This is a genomic window from Bradyrhizobium sp. CB1717 (genome assembly GCF_029714325.1).
In the GTDB taxonomy this organism is placed as follows: domain Bacteria; phylum Pseudomonadota; class Alphaproteobacteria; order Rhizobiales; family Xanthobacteraceae; genus Bradyrhizobium.
The window spans coordinates 1-23,783 of record NZ_CP121666.1 but is presented as its reverse complement, the minus strand read 5'-3'; the positions used below and the strand labels follow the sequence as shown (position 1 = coordinate 23,783).

Below are 23,783 nucleotides of genomic sequence, written 5' to 3'. Positions count from 1 at the left end.
GAGCGTCAAGCGCCTCTCTCTTCCTTCTCCCCTTGTGGGCCTGTTGCGTAATTCGCCAGTTGTGATTCCCTAGGGCAAAGCCTTGAGGGGATGACGATGGCGGTTAAGCGGACGGGACAGCCGAGCTTTGTGGAAGCACTGATGCCGAAGGGGGCCGGCGCCAATGCAGCGCTGGATCGGCTGGCTGGCCTGGTCAAGTGGTACCGGTTCGAGAAGCTGATCGGCCATCTGCGGGATGAAGGGAGCCCCGGTCGTCCAGGCTATCCGGTGCTGGTGCTGTTTCGTGCGGTGCTGTTGCAGTCGCTCTATGGTCTTTCGGAACGCGAACTCGAGGAAGCGTTGGGCGACCGGTTGTCGTTCAAGCGCTTCGTCGGTTTGAGCCTCGAAGATGCGACGCCCGACCACACGGTTCTGAACCGCTTCCGGAACCAGCTCGTCGAACAAGGGCTGTTGGAGAAGCTGTTTGGCGAGCTGGATCGCCAGCTCGAGAATGCCGGGGTCATCCTCAAGCGCGGCACGATGCTGGATGCGACCTTGATCCAGGCGGTGTCAACCCCTCCGAAGCAGGATCGTCCCTCAAACGACCCAGATGCCCGGTTTACCAAGCGGCAGGGCAAGGGTGGTTCGACCTTCGGCTACAAGGCTCACATGGGTGTCGACGAGGGATCCGGCCTGATCCGCGCAGTCCTGACCACGCCCGCCAATGTCAACGACACAACGCCGGCCGACGAACTGATCCGTGGCGATGAAGCCGTGGTGTGGGCCGATGCAGCCTACGACACCCATGCCCGACGGGCTCGGCTGAAAGCGGAAGGCAAGAAGCCCCGCATCGCCCGTCGTCCCAACCGACATCACCCGGAGCTACCGCCTCGGCTCAAACGCTACAACCTCCTCATCGCGCGCCGACGAGCCCAGGTCGAGACCACCTTCGCCACTCTCAAACGCCGCATGCGGCTGACCTGCATCCGCTATGTCGGTCTCATGAAGGCAAGCGGGCAGGTCCTGCTTGCCTCCATCGCGTTCAACATGAGGCGCTGGGCCGCGCTCGCCGCCTGAGACGCCCGCCAAGGGCACCAAGTACAGATCTCGGCCTGACAATCGGCGTCAACACAGCCCTCTCTCCCTACGTCTCCTGCCTCAAAAGGCCGTAGCGCAACAGGCCCCTTGTGGGAGAAGGTGGCGCGAAGCGCCGGATGAGGGGTGTCTATCCGCGCATTCAAATGAGAGTTGGACTCGCGGAGAGAGACCCCTCACCCGGCTGCGCTCCGCGCATCCACCCTCTCCCACAAGGGGCGAGGGTGCACTGTCTGCGCAGCGAGAATTTGCTACCTCCCCAATTCCGTCGCCTTGGCCACGCGATCGAACCGCTCCAGCGTCATGATCGCGTCGGCGAACTTCTCCGCCCGCGCGTTCAGCACCGGGCGGGCCAACGTCAAAAACTTCTGCTGCATCGCCTGCGTATCCGGAAACGAATTCGGCTCTCCGGACGGATCCGCATAGAGCCGCTCATGCACGCCGTCATCCGTGGTGATACTCACCCGCGCGCCGAAGGGATGGGTGCGGCCGACCTCGAGCCGGTCGTCCTGCACCACGTCGAACTTGTCGGCGAGCGCGTCGATCGCGGCGTCCCCAAGGCGGCCATAGTCGTCCCAGCCGAACGAGCCCTGGTCGAGCGCGAGCGCGCCGGTGAAGAACATCGAGAACTGGCCACCGACGATCGAGCGCGGGTGGCGCTTGGTCGCGGCATCGCCGGTGAGCGTGATGCCGTTGCGGTGCAGGCCGATCTCGACGCGCTTGACCTGGTCCGGCGTCAGATTGTGCTCGCGCCGCATCGCGATCAGCGCGTCGATCGCGGCATGGGTGTAGCGGCAGCTCGGATACGGCTTCACGCCGATCTTCATGGTCTCGTAGGTCTTGCCGAGCTCGGCCACCGCCTTGTCCGGATGCGCATCATCGGTGTAACCCGCGAGCAGGCCATGCTTGCCTTCGACCGATTCCGTCGCGCCGACGAAATCGTTGCGCGCCAGCGTCGCGGCGATCACGCCGTTCATCGCGGCGGCGCCGACCTGATAGCGCTTGTTCCAGGCGCCGTTCATCAGGAACTGCAGCGAACCCGCGGCCTGGCTGCCGGAGACGCCGAACGCGGCGATCAGCTGCTGCTCGCTGAGGCCGAACAGCTTGCCGGCCGCCGCGGCCGCGCCGTAGGTGCCGGCGGTCGCGGTCGGGTGGAAGCCGCGCGCATAATGCGAGGTCGGGTCGAGCGCATTGCCGAGCCGGCAGCAGACCTCATAGCCCGCGACGATCGCAGTCAGCACGTCGCGGCCCGACGCGCCGACCATCTCGCCGACGGCGAAGGCGGCCGGAACCACCGGCGCGCTCGGATGCAGCGAGGAATCGGCGTGAGTATCGTCGAAGTCGAGGGAATGGCCGAGCGCGCCGTTGAGCAGCGCCGCGACCGCCGGCGTCCAGGTCTTGGCATCGCCGAACACGGTGGACTCGCCCCTGGTGTCGAGCGCCAGCGCCTCCAGCATCTTCAGCATCGACGGGGTCGATTCCGCCTCGCGCCGTGCCCGGATCGCGCTGCCGAGGAAGTCCAGCGTCAGCACTTTTGCGCGCTCCAGCACTTCCGCCGGAATATCCTGGTACTTCAGATTGAAGACATAGGCGGCGAGCGTTGCGGTTTCGTGGGCCATCGTGTTTCCTCGTTTTGGCGGGCAAGTTAGGCGGGCTGATTTGGCCTTTCAAGCGGCCTTGCGGCCGCGGGCATCAGCTATGCTTTTGCCTGGGCGTATGAGGATCGGACCCGGGATAGTCGAGCATGGCATTCGCAGCAAAGGTGTTCGAGCGGATCCGGTCGCGGCGAACGCAGATAGGGCTCGCGATCCGGGTCACGGTGGCCGCGGTCGCCGCCTATGCGATCGCCACCGCGCTGCACCTGCTATTGCCGCTCTGGGCGGTGCTGACCTCGCTGATCGTGACCCAGATGAGCGTCGGCCGCTCGCTGAAGGCGACGCGCGACTATGTGCTCGGCACCATCGGCGGCGCGATCTATGGCGGCGCCATCGCGATCCTGATCCCTTATTCTACCGAGGCGGGCCTGTTGGGGCTGCTGGTGCTTGCAGTCGCGCCGCTGGCGTTTGTCGCCGCAATCAACCCAAGTCTCAACGCGGCGACGGTGACCGCGATCATCGTGCTGCTGGTCCCGACCATGCATCACTCCGATCCCATGACCTCGGCGATCGACCGTGTCAGCGAGGTCGGCGTCGGCGCCATCACGGGCCTCCTGGTCTCATTCCTGGTGCTGCCCTCGCGCGCCGTGCGGCAGATCCGTGCCGCTGCGGCTGCGCTGCTCGAACTGATCGCGGATGCTTTCACCGAGCTGCTCGCGGGCCTGACGCGCGGCCGCGACAACGACGCGCTGCACCGGATCCAGGACGGCATCGGCACCGCGATGGTCGGCATGAATGCCATCGGCGCCGAGGCCGAGCGCGAGCGTGCCGCGCGGCTGTCGAGCGGGCCCGATACCGGCCCGCTGCTGCGCACCGTGCTGCGGCTGCGCCACGACGTCGTGATGATCGGCCGCGCCACCGTGGTGCCGCTGCCGGTCGAGGTGCAGATGCGGTTGGCTGCGCCCCTGACGGAAGTCTCGACCGTGATCGCGCGCTTCCTGCGTTCGGCCGCCGCGGCCTTGCGCGAAGGCGCGGGCGCGCCGCCGATCCATCCCGTCCACGTCGCGCTCCAGCATTACGCCGAGGCGGTCGCGGCCGTCCGTCATGACGGCCTGATCCGCGGCCAGCCCGGCGACACCGCCGAGCGCTTCTTCGCCCTCGGGTTCTCGCTGGAGCAGATGCACCAGAATCTCTGCGATCTCGACCGCGTCGTCGGCGAGTGGTCGGAGGCCGCAAGCGACAAGTCCGTGCGCGTGGCGGAGTGATTCTCTAGAGATCGAAAAACGCGAGCTGCGTTGCATCGCGCCGCTCGATGCCGTCCGTCAGCGCTTTCAGCGCGACGTCGAAACTCGGCTGCTTCTGCTCCAATTCCCAAGCGCCGTCATGGTCCCATTGGAAGCACCAGCCATAGCGCTCGCCGGGCTCGAGATGGAGCAGCAGGCAGCGGCTGAGCTGCGAGGGTTCGGCGATCGGAATCAGATGCTTCAATGAAACGCCGTACGCCTTTCGGAAATAGGCGCAGGCCTCTTCGAGCTCGTCCTCTGAATAGGCGATGAAGTCGAGGACATTGCGCAGCTGCGTGGCGAGCTCGCCCGGCGCATAGAAGCGCAGCTCGGAAGAGGATTCGGGCAGGCGAACCAGCAGTTCGGTCTCACCCCGGGTCCGCAGGAAGTCGCGATAGTCGTCGGGCAGCCGGACGCCGAGCGTCTGCTCCGCGGCGCTGATGTCCGCGTCGTTGATCGGCGTGGCGGGTCTCCAGCGCCAGCCCTTGGCTGACGTCCCAGCCTTGCGCCGCGCTACATATTCCGCATATTCGGGAAACTCCATGATGACGTCGTAGCCGCCGAAGCGCGACCATTGATAGGCGTCGTCGAAGGCCTCCTCCCGCCGCTCGGGAAAGAAGCCGCAGAGCAGCTCGGCACGCTGGCGAATGCGATCATGGCTCGGGCCGGTCCGGCACAAATGCTCGATGATCGCAAGCGCAGCGGCCGGGTTGCTGGCGAGAAGATAGAGGCCGCTCAGCAATTCCAGGATCTCTCCCTCGAGCTCTCGCTCCGAGATGGACCATGCATAATGCGCCTGTCCGGCGGCCCGCCGTGCGTTGAGTGCATCGCGCGCCTGCTCGGCATAGCGCAGGGTCTGCGCGAAGTCCTCGCCTGCGGTCTTGCCGTGATCGGCGGCGAGCAACAGATAAAGCGGCTGGTGCGCGGCCGGCGTGCCCCTGAGCGCTGCGATCTGCTTCGCCTGCTCGGCCAGCGGCGAACCGAGCACCAGGATCATCAGCTCATCGAGCCCCTTCTGCCAGTCCGGCTTGGCCTGCGGATCAGGTCCGAGGTCACGCAGCGTGTAGTTGGTATGATCGGTCTCGACATAGCCCGCCGCTACGAGCTCGGCGGCATGGCGGCGGAAGGCCGCGGCGGCGCCGTCAATGTCGGAAAACTCCTCGCGCAGAAATTGATCCGACTCCGGGTCGTCCTCCCGGTTCATGCGGACGCCGATCACCATGGGATCGCCGCCCGGGATCAGCATCAGCTCGCGATCGTCGTCGCCGGGCGGGCGGTGGAAGAATTTTGCCAGATGCATGCGACCTCCGAAGGCGCCGCCGGCATCGGGGCACCACGTCTCAGTCGCGATCTCGGGGAAACCGGTTCATGTCAGCCGGGCTTGGCGCCGCGCGAGGCCCTTCCCCTGCATGCGCCAGAGCAGCAGATCGATGCGGTCCTGGCCGAAGAACGGCTCGTTCTCGAACACGAAGGTCGGCACGCCCCAATGGCCGGACGCGGCGTGGTCCTTCTCGTTCTCCGCGATCACCTGCTCATAGCGATCCGGATCGGCGGTGATCGCTTCATCCATGGCGGCGAGATCGAAGCCGGCCTTCTCGGCCGCGCGCGCGAGATGATCGCCCTCGTTCCACCCCGAGACCGAACCGTCCCACAGCACGCGGGCGATCGCGTCGGTGAAGGCGAGCGAGCGCCCCTCGAGCTGCGCCATGGCGCCGAGCCGGGTCAGGCGGTGGATGTAGGGCTGTTCGGTCGCGACATCCAACGTCACCTTGTCCTGCACGATCGGATCGGGCCGGGGAAAGCGGAACGGAATGCCCTCGTGCTGCGCCACGCGCGTGCTGTCGAGCACCACATAGCGAATGAAGTTCGGGCTGGCCGTCTTGAAGAATCCGGGCACGCGGACCGCGAGCGGATAGACCGGCCGCAAATTCACCGCGAGGTCATACTCCGTGACGAGCCTCAGCGTCTTCGGCAGCGCCAGATAGCTGAACGGACTGCGGTAGGAGTAGAAGAGGTCGACGGAGAACGTCATCGGGCCGGCTCCACGATCCTGCCCATCATGCCGCGGGCCACGAGCTTGTGGAAGGGCGTGATGAGGGTGAGGTAGGTCCGGCCGAGCAGATTGTTGGTCCGCACCAGCGTGGTCAACGTCGCCTGGCGGCGTGCCGCATCGCCGGCGACATCGACCACGATACGGAAGTCGAGATGGGAATCGTTGAAGCCCGCGACCAGCCGCTCCGGCGTCTCGCTCAACACCGGAAACAAGCCGATCAGGCCGCCAGGCGCATGCTCGCCCTGGCCCGATTTCTTCAGCCCGAACGGCGTCACCAGGATGTTGCGCAGGCGCAGCAGCACGTCGATCCAGCGCGGCCCGTGCAGCACCATCCTGGTGCAGGCCTCGCGCGCGTTGATGACCGGCGCCGTGCCGATCTCCACGGTGAACGCGTCGATGAACTGCGCGCCTGCCAGCATCGTACCGGCGTCGACATTGGGGGTGACTTCGCGGACTGTCCCGATCATCCCGCCAGTTTGCGCGTCAGCATCCGGAAGCGCAAGATCAGAAGGCCGGCATAGACGAACGAGCCGATCGAGAATCCGATCCAGACCCCGACCGCGCCAAGGTGGGCGTTGAAGGCCAGCACCCAGCCGATGGGGAAAGCGACACACCAATAGCCGATCGCCGCGAACACCAGCGTCATCCGGGTGTCGTTGATGCCGCGCAGCGCGCCGCCCATGATGGTCTGCAGGCCGTCGGCGATGAAGAAGCTCGCGCCGACCAGCAGCAATGTCGCCGTCAGCTCGACCGTTGCCGCGCTGGCTTCGCTGCGGCCGAAGAACAGCCGTCCGAGCTCGTAGCGGCCGAGAACGATCGCGATGGTCAGGGCCGAGACGAAGGCGATCCCGAGCACCGCTGCGACGAGACCCGCGCGCCTCACCGCGACCATGTCGTCGCGGCCGAAGGCATGGCCGACGCGCACCGTTGCCGCCATGCCGATGCCAAGCGGCACCATGAACAGCACTGCCGTGACCTGCAGCGCGATCTGGTGCGCGGCCAGCGCCGTGGTCGAGATCAGTCCCATCAGCAGCGCGGCCGAGGAGAACAGGCCATATTCCAGCAGAAGGGAAAACGAGATCGGCGCGCCGACCGCGACGAGCTGGCGCATCAAGGGCCAGTCGATCCGCCAGAGACGGGCGAGCGGATGATAGTCGGCGAGCGGCTTGCGCAGCCCGGCGATGGCGAGCGCGGCGAGGAAGGTGCCGAGATTGACCAGCGTGGTCGCAAGGCCCGCGCCGAACAGGCCGAGCTCCGGCAGGCCGAACAGGCCATTGATCAAGGCGTAGACCAGCGCGGCATTGATCGGGATCGCCGCGACCGTGATCCACAGCGGCGCCTGCGGCCGGTTCACCGCGCTCATCATGCTGCGCAGCGCGATGAAGCCGAGCGCAGGTGCGATGCCCCAGGCAAGGCCGTTCAGGTAGCGCTGCGCCAGCGCGGCCGATTGCGGCACCTGGCCGAGCGCGAGCAGGATCTGCTCGCCATAGAGCGGCGAAGCCATCATCGGCAGCGAGATCAGCAGCGCCGCCCACAGCCCGACGCGCAGGGAGCGGCGGATCCGCCTGACGTCGCCGGCGCCGAACGCCTGCGCCGCCAGCGGCGACACCGCGGACATCAGTCCGAGCCCGAAGGTGAAGCTGACGAAATAGACCGTATGTGCCAGCGCGGCCGCGGCGACAGCGCTCTCGCCGAGGTGTCCGATCATCGCGAGATCGGTCGTGATCATCGCGATCTGCCCGAGCTGCGTCAGCATCATCGGCACGGCCAGCCGCAGCGTCTCGCCGAATTCCGCAGCGAGATGGCCCTGCGGCACGCCGGCTTGCGGCTGTGCATGATGTTGGACGGTGTCGAGCATGGCGGCTCACTAGCACAGCCACACGTCGAAAACATGGCCCACGTGTCCCGGACGCGCGCAGCGCGAGCCGGCACCCAGAAGCCCCAGGCGTAGCTCGTAGTCGCATGGGCCCCGGCTCAGCAGCGCATCACTGATGTGCTGTGCTGCGTCCGGCGCACGAGATTGATGCGCGAGGTTGCCGCTTCACGGTATCTCTCCGCGAACTCGGAATCGCAGGGTGGGCAAAGGCGCACTTGCGCCGTGCCCGCCACTATCAAATACAATAATGGAAGCCGTGGGCACGCTTCGCTTTGCCCACCCTACGATATTGTGCGAGGTGCGGGCTTCTTTTTCCCTCTCCCCTTGTGGGCCTGTTGCGCTACGGCCTTTTGAGGCAGGAGACGTAGGGAGAGAGGGCTGTGTTGACGCCGATTGTCAGGCCGAGATCTGTACTTGGTGCCCTTGGCGGGCGTCTCAGGCGGCGAGCGCGGCCCAGCGCCTCATGTTGAACGCGATGGAGGCAAGCAGGACCTGCCCGCTTGCCTTCATGAGACCGACATAGCGGATGCAGGTCAGCCGCATGCGGCGTTTGAGAGTGGCGAAGGTGGTCTCGACCTGGGCTCGTCGGCGCGCGATGAGGAGGTTGTAGCGTTTGAGCCGAGGCGGTAGCTCCGGGTGATGTCGGTTGGGACGACGGGCGATGCGGGGCTTCTTGCCTTCCGCTTTCAGCCGAGCCCGTCGGGCATGGGTGTCGTAGGCTGCATCGGCCCACACCACGGCTTCATCGCCACGGATCAGTTCGTCGGCCGGCGTTGTGTCGTTGACATTGGCGGGCGTGGTCAGGACTGCGCGGATCAGGCCGGATCCCTCGTCGACACCCATGTGAGCCTTGTAGCCGAAGGTCGAACCACCCTTGCCCTGCCGCTTGGTAAACCGGGCATCTGGGTCGTTTGAGGGACGATCCTGCTTCGGAGGGGTTGACACCGCCTGGATCAAGGTCGCATCCAGCATCGTGCCGCGCTTGAGGATGACCCCGGCATTCTCGAGCTGGCGATCCAGCTCGCCAAACAGCTTCTCCAACAGCCCTTGTTCGACGAGCTGGTTCCGGAAGCGGTTCAGAACCGTGTGGTCGGGCGTCGCATCTTCGAGGCTCAAACCGACGAAGCGCTTGAACGACAACCGGTCGCCCAACGCTTCCTCGAGTTCGCGTTCCGAAAGACCATAGAGCGACTGCAACAGCACCGCACGAAACAGCACCAGCACCGGATAGCCTGGACGACCGGGGCTCCCTTCATCCCGCAGATGGCCGATCAGCTTCTCGAACCGGTACCACTTGACCAGGCCAGCCAGCCGATCCAGCGCTGCATTGGCGCCGGCCCCCTTCGGCATCAGTGCTTCCACAAAGCTCGGCTGTCCCGTCCGCTTAACCGCCATCGTCATCCCCTCAAGGCTTTGCCCTAGGGAATCACAACTGGCGAATTACGCAACAGGCCCCTTGTGGGAGAGGGTGGCTCGCCGCGTAGCGGCGAGACGGGTGAGGGGTCTCTATCCTTACGAGCAATCTTGCGAGTGGATAGAACCCCTCATCCGGCGCTTCGCGCCACCTTCTCCCACAAGGGGAGAAGGAAGAAAGAGCCCTCAGCTCTTCCTTTCAGGCACGCGCTTGATCTTCGCGCCCAGCGCGTTCAGCCGTTCCTCGATGCGCTCATAGCCGCGCTCGATCTGGTCGGCATTGTTGATCGTGGAGGTGCCCTCGGCACACACGGCCGCGAGCAGCATCGCCATGCCGGCGCGGATGTCGGGCGAGATCATCGATGCGCCGCGCAGGCGGCTGGGGCCGGCGATGATGGCGCGGTGCGGGTCGCACAGCACGATGCGCGCGCCCATCGCGATCAGCTTGTCGACGAAGAACATCCTGGATTCGAACATCTTCTCGAACATCAGGATCACGCCCTCGCATTGCGTGGCGGTGACGATCGCGATCGACATCAAATCGGCCGGGAAGGCCGGCCAGGGCTGGTCCTCCAGCTTCGGCACATGGCCGCCGAAATCGTCCTGGATCTTCAATGTCTGGTTCGAGGGCACGATCAGATCGTCGCCCTCGACCCGGCAGACGATGCCGAGCCGCTCGAAACCCATGCGGATCGAGCGCAGGTGCTCGACGCCCGCCCGCACGATGCGAAGCTGTGAGCGCGTCACGGCGGCAAGGCCGATCAGCGAGCCGACCTCGATATGGTCGGGCTGGATCCGGTAGGTCGTTTCCCCGAGCGTCGCCGGCCCATGAATGACCATGGTGTTGGTGCCGATGCCCTCGATCTTCGCGCCGAGCGCGACCAGGAAGTTGGCGAGGTCCTGCACATGCGGCTCGGACGCGGCGTTGCGCAGGTATGTGACGCCGTCCGCGGCGACCGCCGCCACCAGCGCGTTCTCGGTCGCGGTCACGCTCGGCTCGTCCAGGAACACGTCGGCACCGGCGAGCCTGGCCGCGCGGAATTCGAGCCGGTCGGTCGCGGTGACCTTCGCGCCGAGCTGTTCGAGCGCCAGCACATGGGTGTCGAGCCGGCGCCGGCCGATGACGTCGCCGCCGGGCGGCGGCAGCATCACCTCGCCGCAGCGGGCCAGCAGGGGACCGGCGAGCAGGATCGAGGCCCGGATGCGGACGCACAGCTCGGGATCGAGGTCGGCGGCGCGGATGCTCTTGGCGTGGATATGAAGCGTGTTGCGCCCCGTCCATTCCGCGGACGCGCCGACCGAGCGGATCAGCTCGACCAGCGTCTCGGTGTCGCGGATCCGCGGCACGTTCTCCAGCGTCACCGGATGCTCGGTGAGCAGGGCGGCGGCGATGATCGGCAGCGCCGAATTCTTGTTGCCGGACGGCTCGATCGAGCCCGAGAGCCGGTGACCGCCCTCGACGATGTACTGGATGGGCGCCACGGGATTTCTCCGTCCTGATGGGTTGGGGCGGGCTGCTTTGGAGGCGGAAACTATAGGGAATTGAGCGCGGTAGCAATTGTGCTGGGCGGTGGTTCGAAGGCCCGGCGGCCAGCTCCGAGGCGGCTGCTAGCCCCTCATGGTGAGGAGCGCGGAACGCGCGTCTCGAACCATGCAGGCCCCTATGCCGCCCGCGGCCATCCTTCGAGACGCCCGCTGTCGCGGGCTCCTCAGGATGGGGACGGGAGCTTGTGGCAAATGGCCCTAGAGCAGGCCGATGATATTCCCCACCACATAGAGGATCGCGATCAGGATCAGCGCGCCGATCATGACGAAGGAGATTTCGATTGCGATGGCGCCGGTGCCGAGGACGGCCGCGACGCCGGCGAGGAGCCGCTCTTCCCGGAAGATCAGCGAGAGAACCGACAGCAAAATGGCGAGCAGGCCGAGCGAGATCGCAGTCGCGGAAGCGGTCTCGCTCCAGCTGCGTCCGGCGGATTTCTCGACCTTCGGCGCCTGATACTCGACGCCCTTCACCCGCGCCATCAGGCGGTCCTTGATGCGATGGCCGGTGTCGACGATGACCTGGTCCGCTGGCGGTGGCGGAAACACCATCGGCACCACCCAATGCGGCAACACGGCCGCCATCAGCGCCAGCACACCGACAATGCTGCCGATGATACCGAGCCGGCGGGAGGGCAGGGTGGGCCTCAATGCGGGGGCGCTCATGACATCACGTTTCCCGGCCGGAATTGGCCGATGGCCTTACGCTCTTTCGTCGTGACGGCAGGTGGCGAGGTTCAGGAGGTCAATTGCGGAGCCAATTGATTGCGCCGCCCTCGCCTTTGACCTCGAAGTACATGAGGTCGATGTAGATCGCGGCTGCGAGAACCAGCGCTCGCTCATCTTCGGTCAGGCCGGGGTCCAGATACTCCACGAGAAAACTATCGCGGTCTGTAAACAGCTCAGAGGCAAGGCCGGACCATTTTTTCGCAACGCGCGCGTGCTCGTTCGCTCCGCGCATGAACGGAAACGTCCACACGCGCCAAAATGGCGAGCTGACCTCGAGCACCACTCTGCCCTGCGCATCGATGACATGGAAGGTCTTGGTGAGGATCGAAAACTGACGCTCGATGGTGCCGATGAGGCGGCCGTCGCGCGAATGCAGCTCCAGACACTGAAAGAACCAGCGGAAGGGATGAACCCCGCGCATGACCTGCTGTCGGGCGTTGTCGAAAAAATGGATCTCAAAAGAGCGCCAATGGCCAAACACCTGGCGCCCCAGGAAGCCGAGAAGTCCCTTTTGCTGTTCGGCCGCATAGAGCAGATCGCGACCACTTTCGTCGCAGATACGATACTTGTTGCGGGTTTCGAGACCAAACAGCTCGGCCAATTCGAAGGCCTGCTGCACGTACATTTGGCGCTGGGCGGCTAACGTCGACAACATTGGCTTGGACCTCTTCCAGTGCCAGCTACGCCATTTTGTCGCGGTGCCCGGTGGGGAGGTTCAGGGAGGTGGTGTTGCCTTGAAGGTGGTGCGCCCCCTCTCCCGCTTGCGGGGGAGGGTTGGGGTGGGGTGCTTCAGCGGTGGGATTTGTTGAGGTTTGCGGAGAATATCCCCGCGAGGAGAAAGCCCCCACCCGGCGCTCCGCGCCGACCTCCCCCGCAAGCGGGAGAGGTTGCAGCGAGTGCGCCGCTAGCGAGCGTCCAAAGCCAACCGCCTCAGATATCGATCGTCGCGCTCAGCGAATGTTCCTGAATGAAGTCGCGGCGCGGCTCGACCACGTCGCCCATCAGCTTGGTGAAGATGTCGTCGGCCTCGTCGACCTCCTTGACCTTCACCTGCAGCAGCGAGCGCACCTCGGTGTCGAGCGTGGTCTCCCACAACTGCTCCGGATTCATCTCGCCGAGACCTTTGTAGCGCTGCAGCGTGATGCCCTTACGGCCGGAATCGGTGACCGCCTCGAACAGGTCGGACGGGCCGTGGACCACGTGCTCACTGTCCTTGCGCCGCAGCTTGCCGGAACGGGCGTAGACGTCCTGGAGCTTGGTCGTGTACTCGTCGAGCTTGCGGGCCTCGGCGGAGCCGAGCAGCGCATCGTCGATCATGGCCGCTTCCTTGACGCCGCGCACGGTGCGCTCGAACAGGAAACCCTGGCCCTCGACGAATTGGCCCACCCAGCCGCGTTCGACTTCCTCGGCCTGGTTGTCCAGCCGGCTCGCAATGTATTGCGCGGCGGCCGCGGCATTCTCCGGATTGCCGTAGATCGACTTGTTCAGCACGCCGGTGATTGCGGCCTGCTCGACCACCTTGCGGTTATAGCGGCTGTGCAGATTGCGCAAAATGCTGCGGACCACGCGGGCATCGTCGACCAGCGCGCGCAGATCGCGCCCGGAACGGTCGCCGCCGGTGCCGGGGATGTACACGCAGTCATCGAGCCCGGCGTCGATCAGATAGTCTTCCAGCGCGCGCTCGTCCTTCAGGTACTGCTCGGACTTGCCGCGCGAGACCTTATAGAGCGGCGGCTGGGCGATATAGAGATAGCCGCCGTCGATGATGTCGCGCATCTGCCGGTAGAAGAACGTCAGCAGCAGCGTGCGGATGTGAGCGCCGTCGACGTCGGCGTCCGTCATCACGATGATCTTGTGATAGCGCAGCTTCTCGACCGAGAAGTCGTCGCTGATGCCGGTGCCGAGCGCGGTGATCAGCGTGCCGATCTGCTCCGATGACAGCATCTTGTCGGGGCGGACGCGTTCGACGTTGAGGATCTTGCCGCGCAGCGGCAGCACCGCCTGGAATTCGCGGTTGCGGCCCTGCTTGGCGCTGCCGCCTGCCGAGTCACCCTCGACGATGAAGAGCTCGGACTTGGCCGGATCCTTTTCCTGGCAGTCGGCGAGTTTGCCGGGCAGCGAGGAGACCGAGAGCGGACTCTTGCGTGTCAGCTCGCGCGCCTTTCGCGCAGCTTCGCGGGCGGCCGCGGCCTGGATCACCTTGCCGACGATCATCTTGGCTTCGCTCGGGTGCTCCTCGAACCAGGCCTGGAGCGCCTCGTTGAGGACGTTCTCGACCACGGGACGCACTTCCGAGGACACCAGCTTGTCCTTGGTCTGCGACGAGAACTTCGGGTCCGGCACCTTCACCGACAGCACGGCGGTGAGGCCCTCGCGGCAGTCGTCGCCGGTCAGCGCGATCTTTTCCTTCTTCGCGTTGGCCTCGGCATAGCCGTTGACCTGGCGCGTCAGCGCGCCGCGGAAGCCGGCGAGATGGGTGCCGCCGTCACGCTGCGGGATGTTGTTGGTGAAGCACAGCACGTTCTCGTGGTAGCTGTCGTTCCACCACAAGGCGGCCTCGACGCCGATGCCATTGGCTTCCGAGCGCACCATGATCGGCGCCGGCACCAGTGCCTTCTTGTTGCGGTCGAGATATTTGACGAATTCCTCGACGCCGCCGGAATAGTGCATCTCCTCGCGCTTCTCGACCGCGTGGCGCATGTCGGAGAGGATGATGTTGACGCCGGAATTGAGGAAGGCGAGCTCGCGCAGGCGATGCTCGAGCGTGGCGAAGTCATATTCGATGTTCTTGAAGGTCTCGGTCGAGGCCAGGAACGTCACCTCGGTGCCGCGTTTGCCCGGAGCGTCGCCAACCACTTTCAGCGGTGCGACAGCATCGCCATGGGCGAACTCGATGTAGTGTTCCTTGTCGTCGCGCCAGATGCGCAAGCCCAGCTTGCTCGACAGCGCGTTGACGACGGAGACACCGACGCCGTGCAGGCCGCCGGAGACCTTGTAGGAGTTCTGGTCGAACTTACCGCCGGCGTGCAGCTGGGTCATGATGACTTCGGCCGCCGAGATGCCTTCGCCCTTGTGGATGTCGACGGGAATGCCGCGGCCGTCGTCGCGCACGGTGACGGAATTGTCGGCGTTGAGGATCACGTCGACGCGCGATGCGTGGCCCGCGAGCGCTTCGTCGATCGCGTTGTCGACGACCTCGTACACCATGTGGTGCAGGCCTGAGCCGTCGTCGGTGTCGCCGATATACATGCCCGGGCGCTTGCGGACGGCGTCGAGACCCTTGAGCACGCGGATCGATTCCGCACCGTATTCGCTCGGATTGGAGGGCTCGTTTTCGGCAGCGGGCTGCCGAGCAGGTTCTGTCATGAGAGGCCTTCGAAATGTCGCCCGAATCAGCGGCGCAAAAGGCGCTGATTTGCGAGCCTATTTGTGCCATGAAAGACCGCTTGCGCCTAGCGCAAAGTATCTTCCGGCAACCCTTTGAGCAGATAGGGTTTTTCTGCCGGTTTTCAAGGCGTGTGAAGGCCGATTCCGAGGCTCGCGAAAAGCCCGATTCGAGACCCTGTTTTTGGCCCTTGAAGGCGTAGATTTTACGGGGCGCAGGAGCCTGTCCCGAGGCGCCGTGGCGCCCCCGGAACGGCCTCGGGTTCAATAGATCTGGGACGGCTTCTTATCGTCGCTGAGGCCCCAAGCTTCGCCGGCGGCCACGGTAATGGTATCGGTGCGGACCCGATGGCCCGATACGAGCAGCGTGTAGGAATACGTGCCGGGCGGCAGATCCAGCATTTGTGGATGGTTGACGCCGCCCGCGATCTCGATGATCTGGCCGTTGATCGCGAGCGAGGCCACATCAGGTACAAGATAGCCGAAGATCAGCCGCGCTTGTCCTGCTATGGGCAGGAAGTTGGCCTTGGCCGCGACCTCCGTGTTTCGCTGCACAAGGTCGACAATGGTCTCGCCCTCGGCGCGGTCGAGCGTCAGCGTGCCTGGCCCCTTCGGGGAAGTGAAGACGAGCAGCGCGCGATCGGCCGCGACCTTCGCGCCATCAGGCTTCTCCTGCCAGCCGCGCTTTCCGAGTTCCGCACGGTAGAAGGCCAGTACGTCGCTGAGCTCTGCGGGCACCTGGGCCTTGAGCTCGCGCCGGAACGGGACTTCGATGCCGGACGCGTGCGAGGTGCTGAAGCTTGAGTGGCTGGCTCGCGTCGGCACGGGCATGTCGGCGTGGGGATCTGCGGCGGTCAGCGGCTCCTGCGAGCAGCTTGCAAGAAGAGTGAGGCTGCATACCAACAGCCGCCACCGTGCCGGGACCTTCGTCCCGCGCCTTACCATCGTCATGCCCACTCTCCGGGGATGTCGCGTTGAGATCTTCGCGTGATGCGGCGGCTGCGACACGCATCGCAGCCGCCTCCGACTAGTCGCCCCTCTGATCGGCCAGGTTCAACCTGGCGGCTCTCAATACATCTGCAACGGCAGCACGTCGCCGCTCGGGCCCACCATGAGGCCCCAGGCATCGCCTGCGGCGAGCGTGAGGGTCTCGGTGCGGGCCGGGCGCCCCGGCATGCGCAGCGCGTACTGGTATGTCCCGGGCGCGAGATCAAGCATCGGGCCCTTCGGTGATTGCGGGCCGCCGGCGCCGGCCGCGATCTTGATGGTCTGCTTGTTGATCGTGAGCGATGCTTCCTTCGGCCCGATATTGCCGAGCATGACCCTGGCCTGGCCCGGCTTGGGCATGATGTCGGCCTTGGTCGCGGCCTCCGGATTTTTCTGCGCCAGATTGACTGTGGTCTCGCCCTTGGCGCGGCCGAGCTTGAGCACGGCCGGGCCTTGCGGCGAGGTGAAGTCGATCTGCGCGCGCTCTGCGGAGACGGTCGCACCGTCGGTCTTTTCCTGCCAGCCGAGCTTGCCAAGCTCGGTGCGGTAGAACGCCAGCACGTCGCCGAGCGGGGCGGGGATGCTCGCTTCCAGCTCGCGGCGGAACGGGGTCTCCGTGCCCGGCAGTTTTGTGGTTGCGAGCGAGGTCGACGACCGCTGCGTCGGCACCGGCAGCTGGGATTCGGGATCGGGCTTGAGCGGCTCGGACGACTTGGCCTGCACCTCCGCAGGCTTATCCGCAGGCTTGGCGGCGGCCACGACCAGGCCGGAGCCGTTGGCGCTGACATTCACCTTCGGGCCCATCTGCATCACGGTCATCGAGATCGACTTGCCGGCCTTGGAGAACGTCATCACCGCCATGTTGGGCTGGTTGATGACGGAGGGCTGCTCCTTCCAGCCCGCATTCTTCAGCGACGCGCGGTAGAAGGTGCCGAGCGCCTTCACGCTCGAGGTGGAGGAGAATTCGAGCCGGCCGTCGCCGCCTTCGAACTTCACGCTCTCGGCGGTCTCCGGCAGCGCCACCGGCGTGTTGCTGTTCGCGAGCGCCTTGAGCGGCGCATCGGACAGCGCGGCCGCCTGCACCTTGCGCCTCGCTTCGTCGGCCGCGATCACCTGCTGTGCGGCTGCGGCGGCATCGCTGAAGAACTTCTCGTCGGCTTCCTTCTTCGCCTTGGCGCGCGCGGCAAGGGCGGATTCCTTCACCTGCGCGGTCAGGCTGACCATGGTGAAATCGTATTTGCGGCCGAGCCGCAGCACGCCGGTTTCCTCGGTGTTGGAGATCTTGATCGCCACCTCGTCGCCGGGCGCGAGCGGCGCGCTGCCGTCCTCCTGCCAGCCGCGCGCGGCGAGCTCGCGATGATAGAAGGCCAGCACCGCGGGCAGCTCGGCCATCGCGGCCGCCGACATCTCGCGCTTGTTGGAGCTCGCGCTGCCGAGGCTCTTGGCCGTCTTGGTCGGATTCGGCCGCGGCAGGCCGGCAAGATCGTCATCGGCCTTGAGCTCGCTGGGCAAGGCGAAGGGCGCGATGCGGATGTCGACATTGGTGCGGCCGTCGTCACGGCGCGTCAGCGTCAGCATGACGGGCTTCTGCCTGTAGAAGCCGGTGGCCTCGCTGTCGGGATGCTCAAAGAACGCGCGCACCCCGTTCGGAACGGTCTCATCCAGGCTGCTCGTCCAGCGCGCGGCCGTTTCCGGCGTGAGCTTGCGCCAGCCGATCGCATCCATCTGGCTCTTGTAGAAGTCCGCCGTCGCATCGAGCGCGCTGGGCGCGATGCAGCCGAGATAGGGCCGCGTGCCGTCGAACATGATGTCGCTGGCGCCTTCTGGAAACGGAACGTTCGAATAGATCCGGTCGTGCGAGTAATAGACCACGGACTGGTCGGGCCGGCCGAGGGCTTGCGTGAAATGAACGGACAGGCCCTGCCGCCCCTTCCTGAAATTCAGCGTGGTGCTCTTCTCCTCCAGCGGGCGCACATAGGGCACCCAGCCGGCCGCGCTGAGGAGCTTCTTCACCGCCGGCGATGTCACGGCCTCCGGCGTCGGCATGCGATATTCGACGCGGTAGGGATCGGGCCGCGACGTATTCTCCACCGCGCCCTCGAGCTGCGGCAGCGCGTGGACGTCGACGATGCCGTCGTCGGCGCGCGCCGGCAGCGAAGCGCTTGCCATCAGCAGAAGGCCGCAGGCAAGCAGCCGCCAGCGTGCCGGGACCTGCGTCCCGCGCTTGATCATCGACATCGCCAAAACTCCTGGATTTCGCGCGGGTCGATCCCTCGCGCAATTGCAGGCTGCGACACCGTCGGCGCGGCCTCGGATGAGAAGTCGCGGCAGGAACCGGGCAGGTTCAACCGGGGTACCATGGTAGCGGGCGGGGAGGGCCGACCGAGAGCAGGCAGCTCAATACAGATGAAGCGGTGACCACGCATCGCCGTCGCGTCCGACCGTGAGCTCCCAGGTATCGCCGGCCGCGATCACGAGGGTGTTGGTATGGGCCGCATGCCCCGGCACGTTCACTTCGTATGGATATTTGCCGGGCGGCAGATCCAGCGCGACGGCGTTGGCGCCACCGGCGCGCGTGATGGTCCGCGCGTCGATCGTGAGCGCGGCATCCGTCACGCCGATATTGGAGAACACCACCTTGGCCTGGCCGGGTTCGGGCATGACGTTCGCCCTGGTCGCCGTGTCCGAATTCTTCTGCACCAGCTCGACCGCGGTGCTGCTGTCCTTGCGGTGGAGCTCCAGCAGCGCCGGTCCCAGCGGGGAGACGAAAGCGAGCTGCACGCGATCGGCGGCGATCACCGCGCCGTCGTGCTGCTCTTGCCAGCCGAGCTTGCCGAGTTCGGTGCGGTAGAAGGCGAGCACGTCGCCGAGGTCAGCGGGTACGGTCGCCTCCAACCTGGTGCGGAGTGGGGCTTCGATGCCGCTCACCACGGTGGTGTGGATGCCCCTGTAGCTGTAACGGGTCGGCGCGGGCAGTTTTGTCTCGGGATCCGGCGTGAGCGCGGCCGAGAACAGCACGGAGATATGCGGGCCCAGGCGCTGGCGGTTGCCGCAAGCAGGCAGCTTGCGAGGAAAACGAGGCCGCACGCAAACGCCCGCCATCGTGCCGGGGCGTGCGCCCCGGTCCTTACCGTTCGCATCTCACTCTCCAAGAGATTGCGCGTCATCTGATCGCGCGATAACGGCTGCGACACCGTCGGCGCGGCCTCTGGCAGCTAGTCGCTGACGGAACCGGGCGGGTTCAATGCGGCGGTTAGCGCCGGGCCGATACGCGTCCGCTCTCGACGTCAAACACTTCGCCGCCGGCGCCAATCTCGGCGAAGGCGGCCGGGTCCGCGCCGGTCAGCCAGACCTGCGCGCCGAGCTTGCGCAGCTCGTCGAACAGCGCGGCGCGCCTGCTGGGATCGAGATGGGCGACGACCTCGTCGAGCAGCAGCAGCGGCACGATGCCGGTCATCTCGGCGACCAGCGTGGCGTGCGCCAGCACGAGGCCGATCAACAGCGCCTTCTGCTCGCCCGTGGATGCGTCGCGCGCGGGCATGCTCTTCGGCGCGTAGATCACCTGCAGATCGGTGAGATGCGGGCCGTCGGTGGTGCGGCCGGCGATGGCATCGCGTGGACGGTTGTCGCGCAGGATCTGGCGATAGCGGTCCTCGACCGAGGTCGCGGTCTCCTGGAGCAGCGCGTTCTCCATCCAGCCGTCGAGCGCGATCTGTGCCGATGGAAACGCAGATTGCTTTGCGCGTGTGTTGAGCATGCCGGTCAGCCGCGCCGCGGTCTGGCCGCGTGTTGCGGCGACGGCGACGGCGAGCTCGGCGGTCTCGCGCTCGATCGCGTCACACCAATGGTCGTCGTAATTGCGCGTCTCGAGCAGACGGTTGCGCGAGCGCAGGGAACGTTCGAGCGCGTTGATGCGGCTGGAATGCTCGTTGTCGATGGCGAGCACCAGGCGGTCGAAGAAGCGCCGCCGCTCGGAGGCCGCGCCCATGAACAGCCCGTCCATCGCCGGCGTCAGCCACACCATGCGGATGTGGTCGCCAAAGCTGGCGGCGGAACTCACCGGCTCGCGGTCGATGCGGCAGCGCCGGCTGACGGCGCTGTCGGCTCGCGGCGCATCGATGCCGGTGCCGAGCGTCGCCAGCCCCAGCGCGCCCTCGACCTGCGCCGACACCGCCCAGGAGCCGTCGCCCTGGTTGTCGGCGACGTCTTCCAGCGTGGCGCGCCGCAGGCCCCGGCCCGGCGACAGGAACGAGATCGCCTCGATGCAATTGGTCTTGCCCGCCCCGTTCGGTCCGACCAGCGCCACCATGTCAGCCGCCGTCTCGAGCCCCGCCGCCCGGTAATTGCGAAAATGCGTCAGCGTCAGGCGATGAATGCGGGAGGGGGTCATGAGTTGTTCGTCGTGGAGGCGATTCTTCCCCTCTCCCCTTGTGGGAGAGGGTGGCGCCTCACGAAGTGAGGCGACGGGTGAGGGGTATCTTACCGCCCGGCAAGCTTTGCAAGGATATCCTCCAATACAGAGGTGGGCTGCTGTAGTACGTCGTTGTTCCAATAGCGGGCGATGGCGAAACCTTCGGAGGCAAGTGCGGCATCCCGAACTGCGTCATGCCGCAATTCCGCGTGCTGACCGCCGTCGATCTCGATCACGAGGCGCTTCTCGAAACAGACAAAGTCGAGAATGTAGTGCTTGAACGGCACCAGTCGGCGAAACTTGAATGTGGAGAGCCGACGATCCCTCAGCAAGCGCCACATTGCGGCTTCCGCATCCGTTGGTTCGTGTCGCATGTTCTTCGCGAATTGGCGGAGACGCTTGGCGATTGGCCGATGGGATGGCTCCTGCGGCACGAACCCCTCACCCGACTGAGTGTGTATCCGTCAGCGGAGATGCCCTCGCCCACAAGGGGAGAGTGCACAGCAACGCGCATCGCGCTTGTTTCGACGGGGAAAGCTGCAGCTTCACCCTCTCCCCTTGTGGGAGAGGGTGGCTTCGCGCAGCGAAGCCGGGTGAGGGGTTGTCTCCACACAGAAGGTGTCGCGAGAGGAGGACCACGTCCCTCACACCCGCATCGGCATCAGCACGTACAGCGCGCTCTTGTCGTCGCGGTCCTGGACCAGGGTGGGCGAGCCGGGGTCGGCGAGCCTGAGCGTTGCGACGTCGCCTTCGATCTGGGCGGCGATGTCGAGGAGGTAGCGGGAGTTGAAGCCGATATCGAGGGCGTCGGAGGCGTATTCGACCTCGAGCTCTTCGGTCGCGCTGCCCGAGTCCGGGTTGGTCACCGACAGCACCAGCTTGCCCGCCGACAGCGACAGTTTGACGGCGCGCCCGCGCTCGCTGGAGATGGTGGAAACGCGGTCGACTGCGTTCTCAAAGTCCTTCTTGTCGACGACGAGCTCCTTGTCGTTGCCCTGCGGAATGACGCGGCCATAGTCGGGGAAGGTGCCGTCGATCAGTTTCGAGGTCAGCACCACGTTGCCGATGGTGAAGCGGATCTTGGCCTGCGACAGCTCGATCGTCATCTCGGCGTCGGTGTCCTCGATCAGGCGCTGCACTTCGCCGACGGTCTTGCGCGGCACGATCACGCCGGGCATGCCCTCGGCGCCCTTGGGCTGCACCAGGTCGAGCTGGGCGAGGCGGTGGCCGTCGGTGGCAACGCCGCGCAGGGTCGCAGCCTTCGCGGTGCCGGCGGCGTGCAGATAGATGCCGTTGAGGTAGTAGCGCGTCTCTTCGGTCGAGATCGCGAACTGGGTGCGGTCGATCAGCCGCTTGACGTCCTTGGCGGCGAGCGAGAACGAATGCGACATGTCGCCGGCGGCCAGATCCGGGAAATCATTCTCCGGCAGCGTCTGCAGCGTGAAGCGCGAGCGGCCGGCGCGGATCGCCAGCACGGCGCGGTCGCCGTCGGCTTCCAGCACGATCTGCGAGCCGTCAGGCAGCTTGCGCACGATGTCGTAGAACATGTGCGCCGGCACGGTGGTGGACCCGGCGGTCGCGGTTTCCGCCGCGAGCGTTTCCGTCACCTCGAGATCGAGGTCGGTCGCCTTCAGCGACAATTTGGCGTTCTCGGCCCGCACCAGCACGTTGCCGAGGATCGGGATCGTGTTGCGGCGCTCGACCACGCGGTGGACATGGCCCAGTGATTTCAGAAGTTGCGCGCGTTCGACCGTAACCTTCATTGCACTACTCGCCCGATCCCCAAGGAAAACTCAGCGTTGAGAACGCCGGGCAGCCGAAAAGCGCCGCGGCACCGAAGACCCCGGCAGGCCGGGTTTCCAGCCGATATGACCAAAGCCGTCAGGGTCGCGCAAGGTGTCTCGGATGGCCCCCGGTTTCAAGGGATCGGGGGCAGTTCCCCACGATTTACCCCTGGATACGCGCACCGCCGCCCAGGCGTGGCCGGGGCGGCGGGAGAATGGCAGGAGATGGCCTTAGGCCTTTATTCCTGAAGCTGGCGCTTCAGCGACTCCACTTCCTCCGACAGCGCGGTGTCCTTGGAGACCAGCGCCTCGATCTTGCGCACGGCGTGCAGCACCGTGGTGTGGTCGCGTCCGCCGAAGCGGCGGCCGATCTCGGGCAGCGAGCGCAGGGTCAACGTCTTGGCGAGGTACATCGCCACCTGGCGCGGGCGGACCACGTTGGCGGTGCGGCGCGAGGACAGGAGGTCGGAGCGGCTGACATTGTACTGCCGGGCCACCACGCGCTGGATGTCCTCGATCTTGATCCGCTTCGGCTCCTGCGGCCGGACCAGGTCGCGCACCTCGCGCTCGGCCATCTCCAGCGTCACCGGCTGGTTGTTGAGCTTGGAATGCGCCAGCAGGCGGTTGATCGCGCCTTCGAGGTCGCGGCCGTTATGGGTGATCGTGCGCGCCAGATAATGCAGCACCTCCTCCGGCACGTCGAAAGTCGCATGATGCGTGCGGGCCGCGGCGACGCGCGACTTGAGGATGCCGTGGCGCAGCTCTTCGCCGAGCGAGCCCATCTCGACCACGAGGCCGCCGGCAAGGCGCGAGCGGACGCGGTCATCCAGGCTCTCGAGATCGGACGGCGGACGGTCGGCCGCGATCACGACCTGACGGCCGGCATCGATCAGCGCGTTCAGCGTGTGACAGAACTCGGCCTGCGTCGACTTGCCCTGCAGGAACTGCAGATCGTCGATCACGAGCACGTCGATGCCGCGGAGCGCTTCCTTGAAGGCCAGCGCCGTCTGCGTCTTCAGCGCGGCGACGAAGCCGTACATGAATTTCTCAGCCGTGAGATACAGCACCTTGCGCTCGTTGCCGGAATTGCCGGCCCAGGTCACGGCCTGAAGCAGATGCGTCTTGCCGAGGCCGACACCGGCATGGATGTAGAGCGGGTTGAACATCACGGGGTCGCCGCGGCGTCCCTCGGCGACCTGGCGCGCGGCCGCATGGGCCAGCGTGTTGGAGCGGCCGACGACGAAGCTCGCAAAGGTCAGGCGCGGATCGAGCGGCGAGCCGCCGAGCGCATCATGATTGGCCGAGACCGGTGCGGTCGCGGTCGAACGCAGCTCCGGCGCAGGCGCACGGCGCGCCTCGACCGGCGCGGGCGCTTCCTTCGGCGGCGCCACCGGGCGCACGGCGGAACGGACAGTGAGGTCGATGCGATGCACTTCCGGCATCTCGGCCTGCCAGCACGACAGCACGCGCTCGGCATAATGGGCCTGGATCCAGCTCTTCAGGAAGCGGGTGGGCACCGAGAGCCGCACGCTTTCCTCCTGCACGCCTTCGAGATCCATGCGCGCAAACCAGCTCGTATAGACGTCTTCGCCAACGTTCGAGCGCAGCCGATTCTTCACGCGTGACCAGCGATCTTGTTCCGATGTGTTCAT

General features: G+C 65.9%; 18 protein-coding genes and 1 pseudogene. 2 read left to right on the top strand and 17 right to left on the bottom strand.

The window, feature by feature from the left end:
* Window positions 1–90 precede the first annotated feature (90 nt).
* Window positions 91–1,056 carry an IS5 family transposase gene (locus tag QA649_RS00095; RefSeq protein WP_283020138.1) on the top strand — a complete coding sequence of 322 codons (966 nt, stop codon included), beginning with the start codon at window positions 91–93 and terminating at the stop codon, window positions 1,054–1,056.
* A gap of 269 nt (window positions 1,057–1,325) precedes the next feature.
* On the opposite strand, the gene QA649_RS00090 is transcribed toward QA649_RS00095, so the two are convergent.
* A complete protein-coding gene (locus QA649_RS00090) occupies window positions 1,326–2,693 on the bottom strand; it encodes an MmgE/PrpD family protein (protein ID WP_283022443.1) in 1,368 nt (455 codons plus the stop codon).
* Between the two features lie 125 nt (window positions 2,694–2,818).
* On the opposite strand from QA649_RS00090, the gene QA649_RS00085 reads away from it, so the two are divergent.
* Window positions 2,819–3,934: an FUSC family protein gene (locus QA649_RS00085; RefSeq protein WP_283022442.1), complete on the top strand. Its 1,116-nt coding sequence runs from the start codon at window positions 2,819–2,821 to the stop codon at window positions 3,932–3,934.
* Window positions 3,935–3,938: 4 nt separating this feature from the next.
* Here the strand turns inward: QA649_RS00085 and QA649_RS00080 are convergent, their stop codons facing one another.
* The 16 genes and pseudogenes from QA649_RS00080 to dnaA all read right to left on the bottom strand — a co-directional run bounded on the left by QA649_RS00080 (window position 3,939) and on the right by dnaA (window position 23,783).
* Window positions 3,939–5,252, bottom strand: a complete 1,314-nt coding sequence (locus QA649_RS00080; RefSeq protein WP_283022441.1) for an SMI1/KNR4 family protein — start codon at window positions 5,250–5,252, stop codon at window positions 3,939–3,941.
* 66 nt (window positions 5,253–5,318) lie between these two features.
* On the bottom strand, window positions 5,319–5,984 hold the full coding sequence (locus tag QA649_RS00075; protein WP_283022440.1) for a 2-hydroxychromene-2-carboxylate isomerase: 666 nt from the start codon (window positions 5,982–5,984) through the stop codon (window positions 5,319–5,321).
* A complete protein-coding gene (locus QA649_RS00070; RefSeq protein WP_283022439.1) occupies window positions 5,981–6,472 on the bottom strand; it encodes a DUF2867 domain-containing protein in 492 nt (163 codons plus the stop codon). The genes QA649_RS00075 and QA649_RS00070 overlap by 4 nt, the downstream gene beginning before the upstream one ends.
* Window positions 6,469–7,863, bottom strand: coding sequence for an MATE family efflux transporter (locus tag QA649_RS00065; RefSeq protein WP_283022438.1), 1,395 nt, complete (start codon window positions 7,861–7,863; stop codon window positions 6,469–6,471). Before QA649_RS00065 ends, QA649_RS00070 begins: the two co-directional genes overlap by 4 nt.
* 453 nt (window positions 7,864–8,316) lie before the next feature.
* Window positions 8,317–9,282 carry an IS5 family transposase gene (locus tag QA649_RS00060; protein WP_283020138.1) on the bottom strand — a complete coding sequence of 322 codons (966 nt, stop codon included), beginning with the start codon at window positions 9,280–9,282 and terminating at the stop codon, window positions 8,317–8,319.
* Between the two features lie 198 nt (window positions 9,283–9,480).
* Window positions 9,481–10,776, bottom strand: coding sequence for a UDP-N-acetylglucosamine 1-carboxyvinyltransferase (gene murA, locus QA649_RS00055; RefSeq protein WP_283022437.1), 1,296 nt, complete (start codon window positions 10,774–10,776; stop codon window positions 9,481–9,483).
* 261 nt (window positions 10,777–11,037) lie between these two features.
* The gene (locus QA649_RS00050; RefSeq protein ID WP_283022436.1) at window positions 11,038–11,502 is read right to left on the bottom strand and encodes a hypothetical protein; all 465 of its coding nucleotides are present in this window, start codon (window positions 11,500–11,502) and stop codon (window positions 11,038–11,040) included.
* Window positions 11,503–11,581: 79 nt separating this feature from the next.
* On the bottom strand, window positions 11,582–12,220 hold the full coding sequence (locus tag QA649_RS00045) for a phospholipid scramblase-related protein (protein ID WP_283022435.1): 639 nt from the start codon (window positions 12,218–12,220) through the stop codon (window positions 11,582–11,584).
* Window positions 12,221–12,495: 275 nt separating this feature from the next.
* A complete protein-coding gene (gene gyrB / locus QA649_RS00040) occupies window positions 12,496–14,931 on the bottom strand; it encodes a DNA topoisomerase (ATP-hydrolyzing) subunit B (RefSeq protein ID WP_283022434.1) in 2,436 nt (811 codons plus the stop codon).
* 282 nt (window positions 14,932–15,213) lie between these two features.
* A complete protein-coding gene (locus QA649_RS00035) occupies window positions 15,214–15,900 on the bottom strand; it encodes a hypothetical protein (protein ID WP_283022433.1) in 687 nt (228 codons plus the stop codon).
* A gap of 117 nt (window positions 15,901–16,017) precedes the next feature.
* Entirely contained in the window at window positions 16,018–18,174 is a 2,157-nt protein-coding gene (locus QA649_RS00030) for a hypothetical protein (RefSeq protein WP_283022432.1), read from the bottom strand.
* A gap of 159 nt (window positions 18,175–18,333) precedes the next feature.
* Window positions 18,334–19,076 (bottom strand): annotated as a pseudogene (locus QA649_RS00025) (hypothetical protein).
* 113 nt (window positions 19,077–19,189) lie between these two features.
* Entirely contained in the window at window positions 19,190–20,326 is a 1,137-nt protein-coding gene (gene recF, locus QA649_RS00020; protein ID WP_283022431.1) for a DNA replication/repair protein RecF, read from the bottom strand.
* 89 nt (window positions 20,327–20,415) lie between these two features.
* On the bottom strand, window positions 20,416–20,781 hold the full coding sequence (locus QA649_RS00015; protein WP_283022430.1) for a DUF559 domain-containing protein: 366 nt from the start codon (window positions 20,779–20,781) through the stop codon (window positions 20,416–20,418).
* A 210-nt stretch (window positions 20,782–20,991) separates the two neighbouring features.
* Window positions 20,992–22,110 carry a DNA polymerase III subunit beta gene (gene dnaN / locus QA649_RS00010; RefSeq protein ID WP_018644236.1) on the bottom strand — a complete coding sequence of 373 codons (1,119 nt, stop codon included), beginning with the start codon at window positions 22,108–22,110 and terminating at the stop codon, window positions 20,992–20,994.
* Window positions 22,111–22,370: 260 nt separating this feature from the next.
* Window positions 22,371–23,783, bottom strand: coding sequence for a chromosomal replication initiator protein DnaA (gene dnaA, locus QA649_RS00005; RefSeq protein WP_283022429.1), 1,413 nt, complete (start codon window positions 23,781–23,783; stop codon window positions 22,371–22,373).

Excerpts from the sequence above, each read along its gene's own strand:
- QA649_RS00095 (WP_283020138.1), top strand. The coding sequence starts at position 91 with ATGACGATGGCGGTTAAGCGGACGGGACAGCCGAGCTTTGTGGAAGCA.
- QA649_RS00090 (WP_283022443.1), bottom strand. The coding sequence starts at position 2,693 with ATGGCCCACGAAACCGCAACGCTCGCCGCCTATGTCTTCAATCTGAAG.
- QA649_RS00085 (WP_283022442.1), top strand. The coding sequence starts at position 2,819 with ATGGCATTCGCAGCAAAGGTGTTCGAGCGGATCCGGTCGCGGCGAACG.
- QA649_RS00080 (WP_283022441.1), bottom strand. The coding sequence starts at position 5,252 with ATGCATCTGGCAAAATTCTTCCACCGCCCGCCCGGCGACGACGATCGC.
- QA649_RS00075 (WP_283022440.1), bottom strand. The coding sequence starts at position 5,984 with ATGACGTTCTCCGTCGACCTCTTCTACTCCTACCGCAGTCCGTTCAGC.
- QA649_RS00070 (WP_283022439.1), bottom strand. The coding sequence starts at position 6,472 with ATGATCGGGACAGTCCGCGAAGTCACCCCCAATGTCGACGCCGGTACG.
- QA649_RS00065 (WP_283022438.1), bottom strand. The coding sequence starts at position 7,863 with ATGCTCGACACCGTCCAACATCATGCACAGCCGCAAGCCGGCGTGCCG.
- QA649_RS00060 (WP_283020138.1), bottom strand. The coding sequence starts at position 9,282 with ATGACGATGGCGGTTAAGCGGACGGGACAGCCGAGCTTTGTGGAAGCA.
- QA649_RS00050 (WP_283022436.1), bottom strand. The coding sequence starts at position 11,502 with ATGAGCGCCCCCGCATTGAGGCCCACCCTGCCCTCCCGCCGGCTCGGT.
- QA649_RS00045 (WP_283022435.1), bottom strand. The coding sequence starts at position 12,220 with ATGTTGTCGACGTTAGCCGCCCAGCGCCAAATGTACGTGCAGCAGGCC.
- gyrB (WP_283022434.1), bottom strand. The coding sequence starts at position 14,931 with ATGACAGAACCTGCTCGGCAGCCCGCTGCCGAAAACGAGCCCTCCAAT.
- QA649_RS00035 (WP_283022433.1), bottom strand. The coding sequence starts at position 15,900 with ATGACGATGGTAAGGCGCGGGACGAAGGTCCCGGCACGGTGGCGGCTG.
- QA649_RS00030 (WP_283022432.1), bottom strand. The coding sequence starts at position 18,174 with ATGTCGATGATCAAGCGCGGGACGCAGGTCCCGGCACGCTGGCGGCTG.
- recF (WP_283022431.1), bottom strand. The coding sequence starts at position 20,326 with ATGACCCCCTCCCGCATTCATCGCCTGACGCTGACGCATTTTCGCAAT.
- dnaN (WP_018644236.1), bottom strand. The coding sequence starts at position 22,110 with ATGAAGGTTACGGTCGAACGCGCGCAACTTCTGAAATCACTGGGCCAT.
- dnaA (WP_283022429.1), bottom strand. The coding sequence starts at position 23,783 with ATGAACACATCGGAACAAGATCGCTGGTCACGCGTGAAGAATCGGCTG.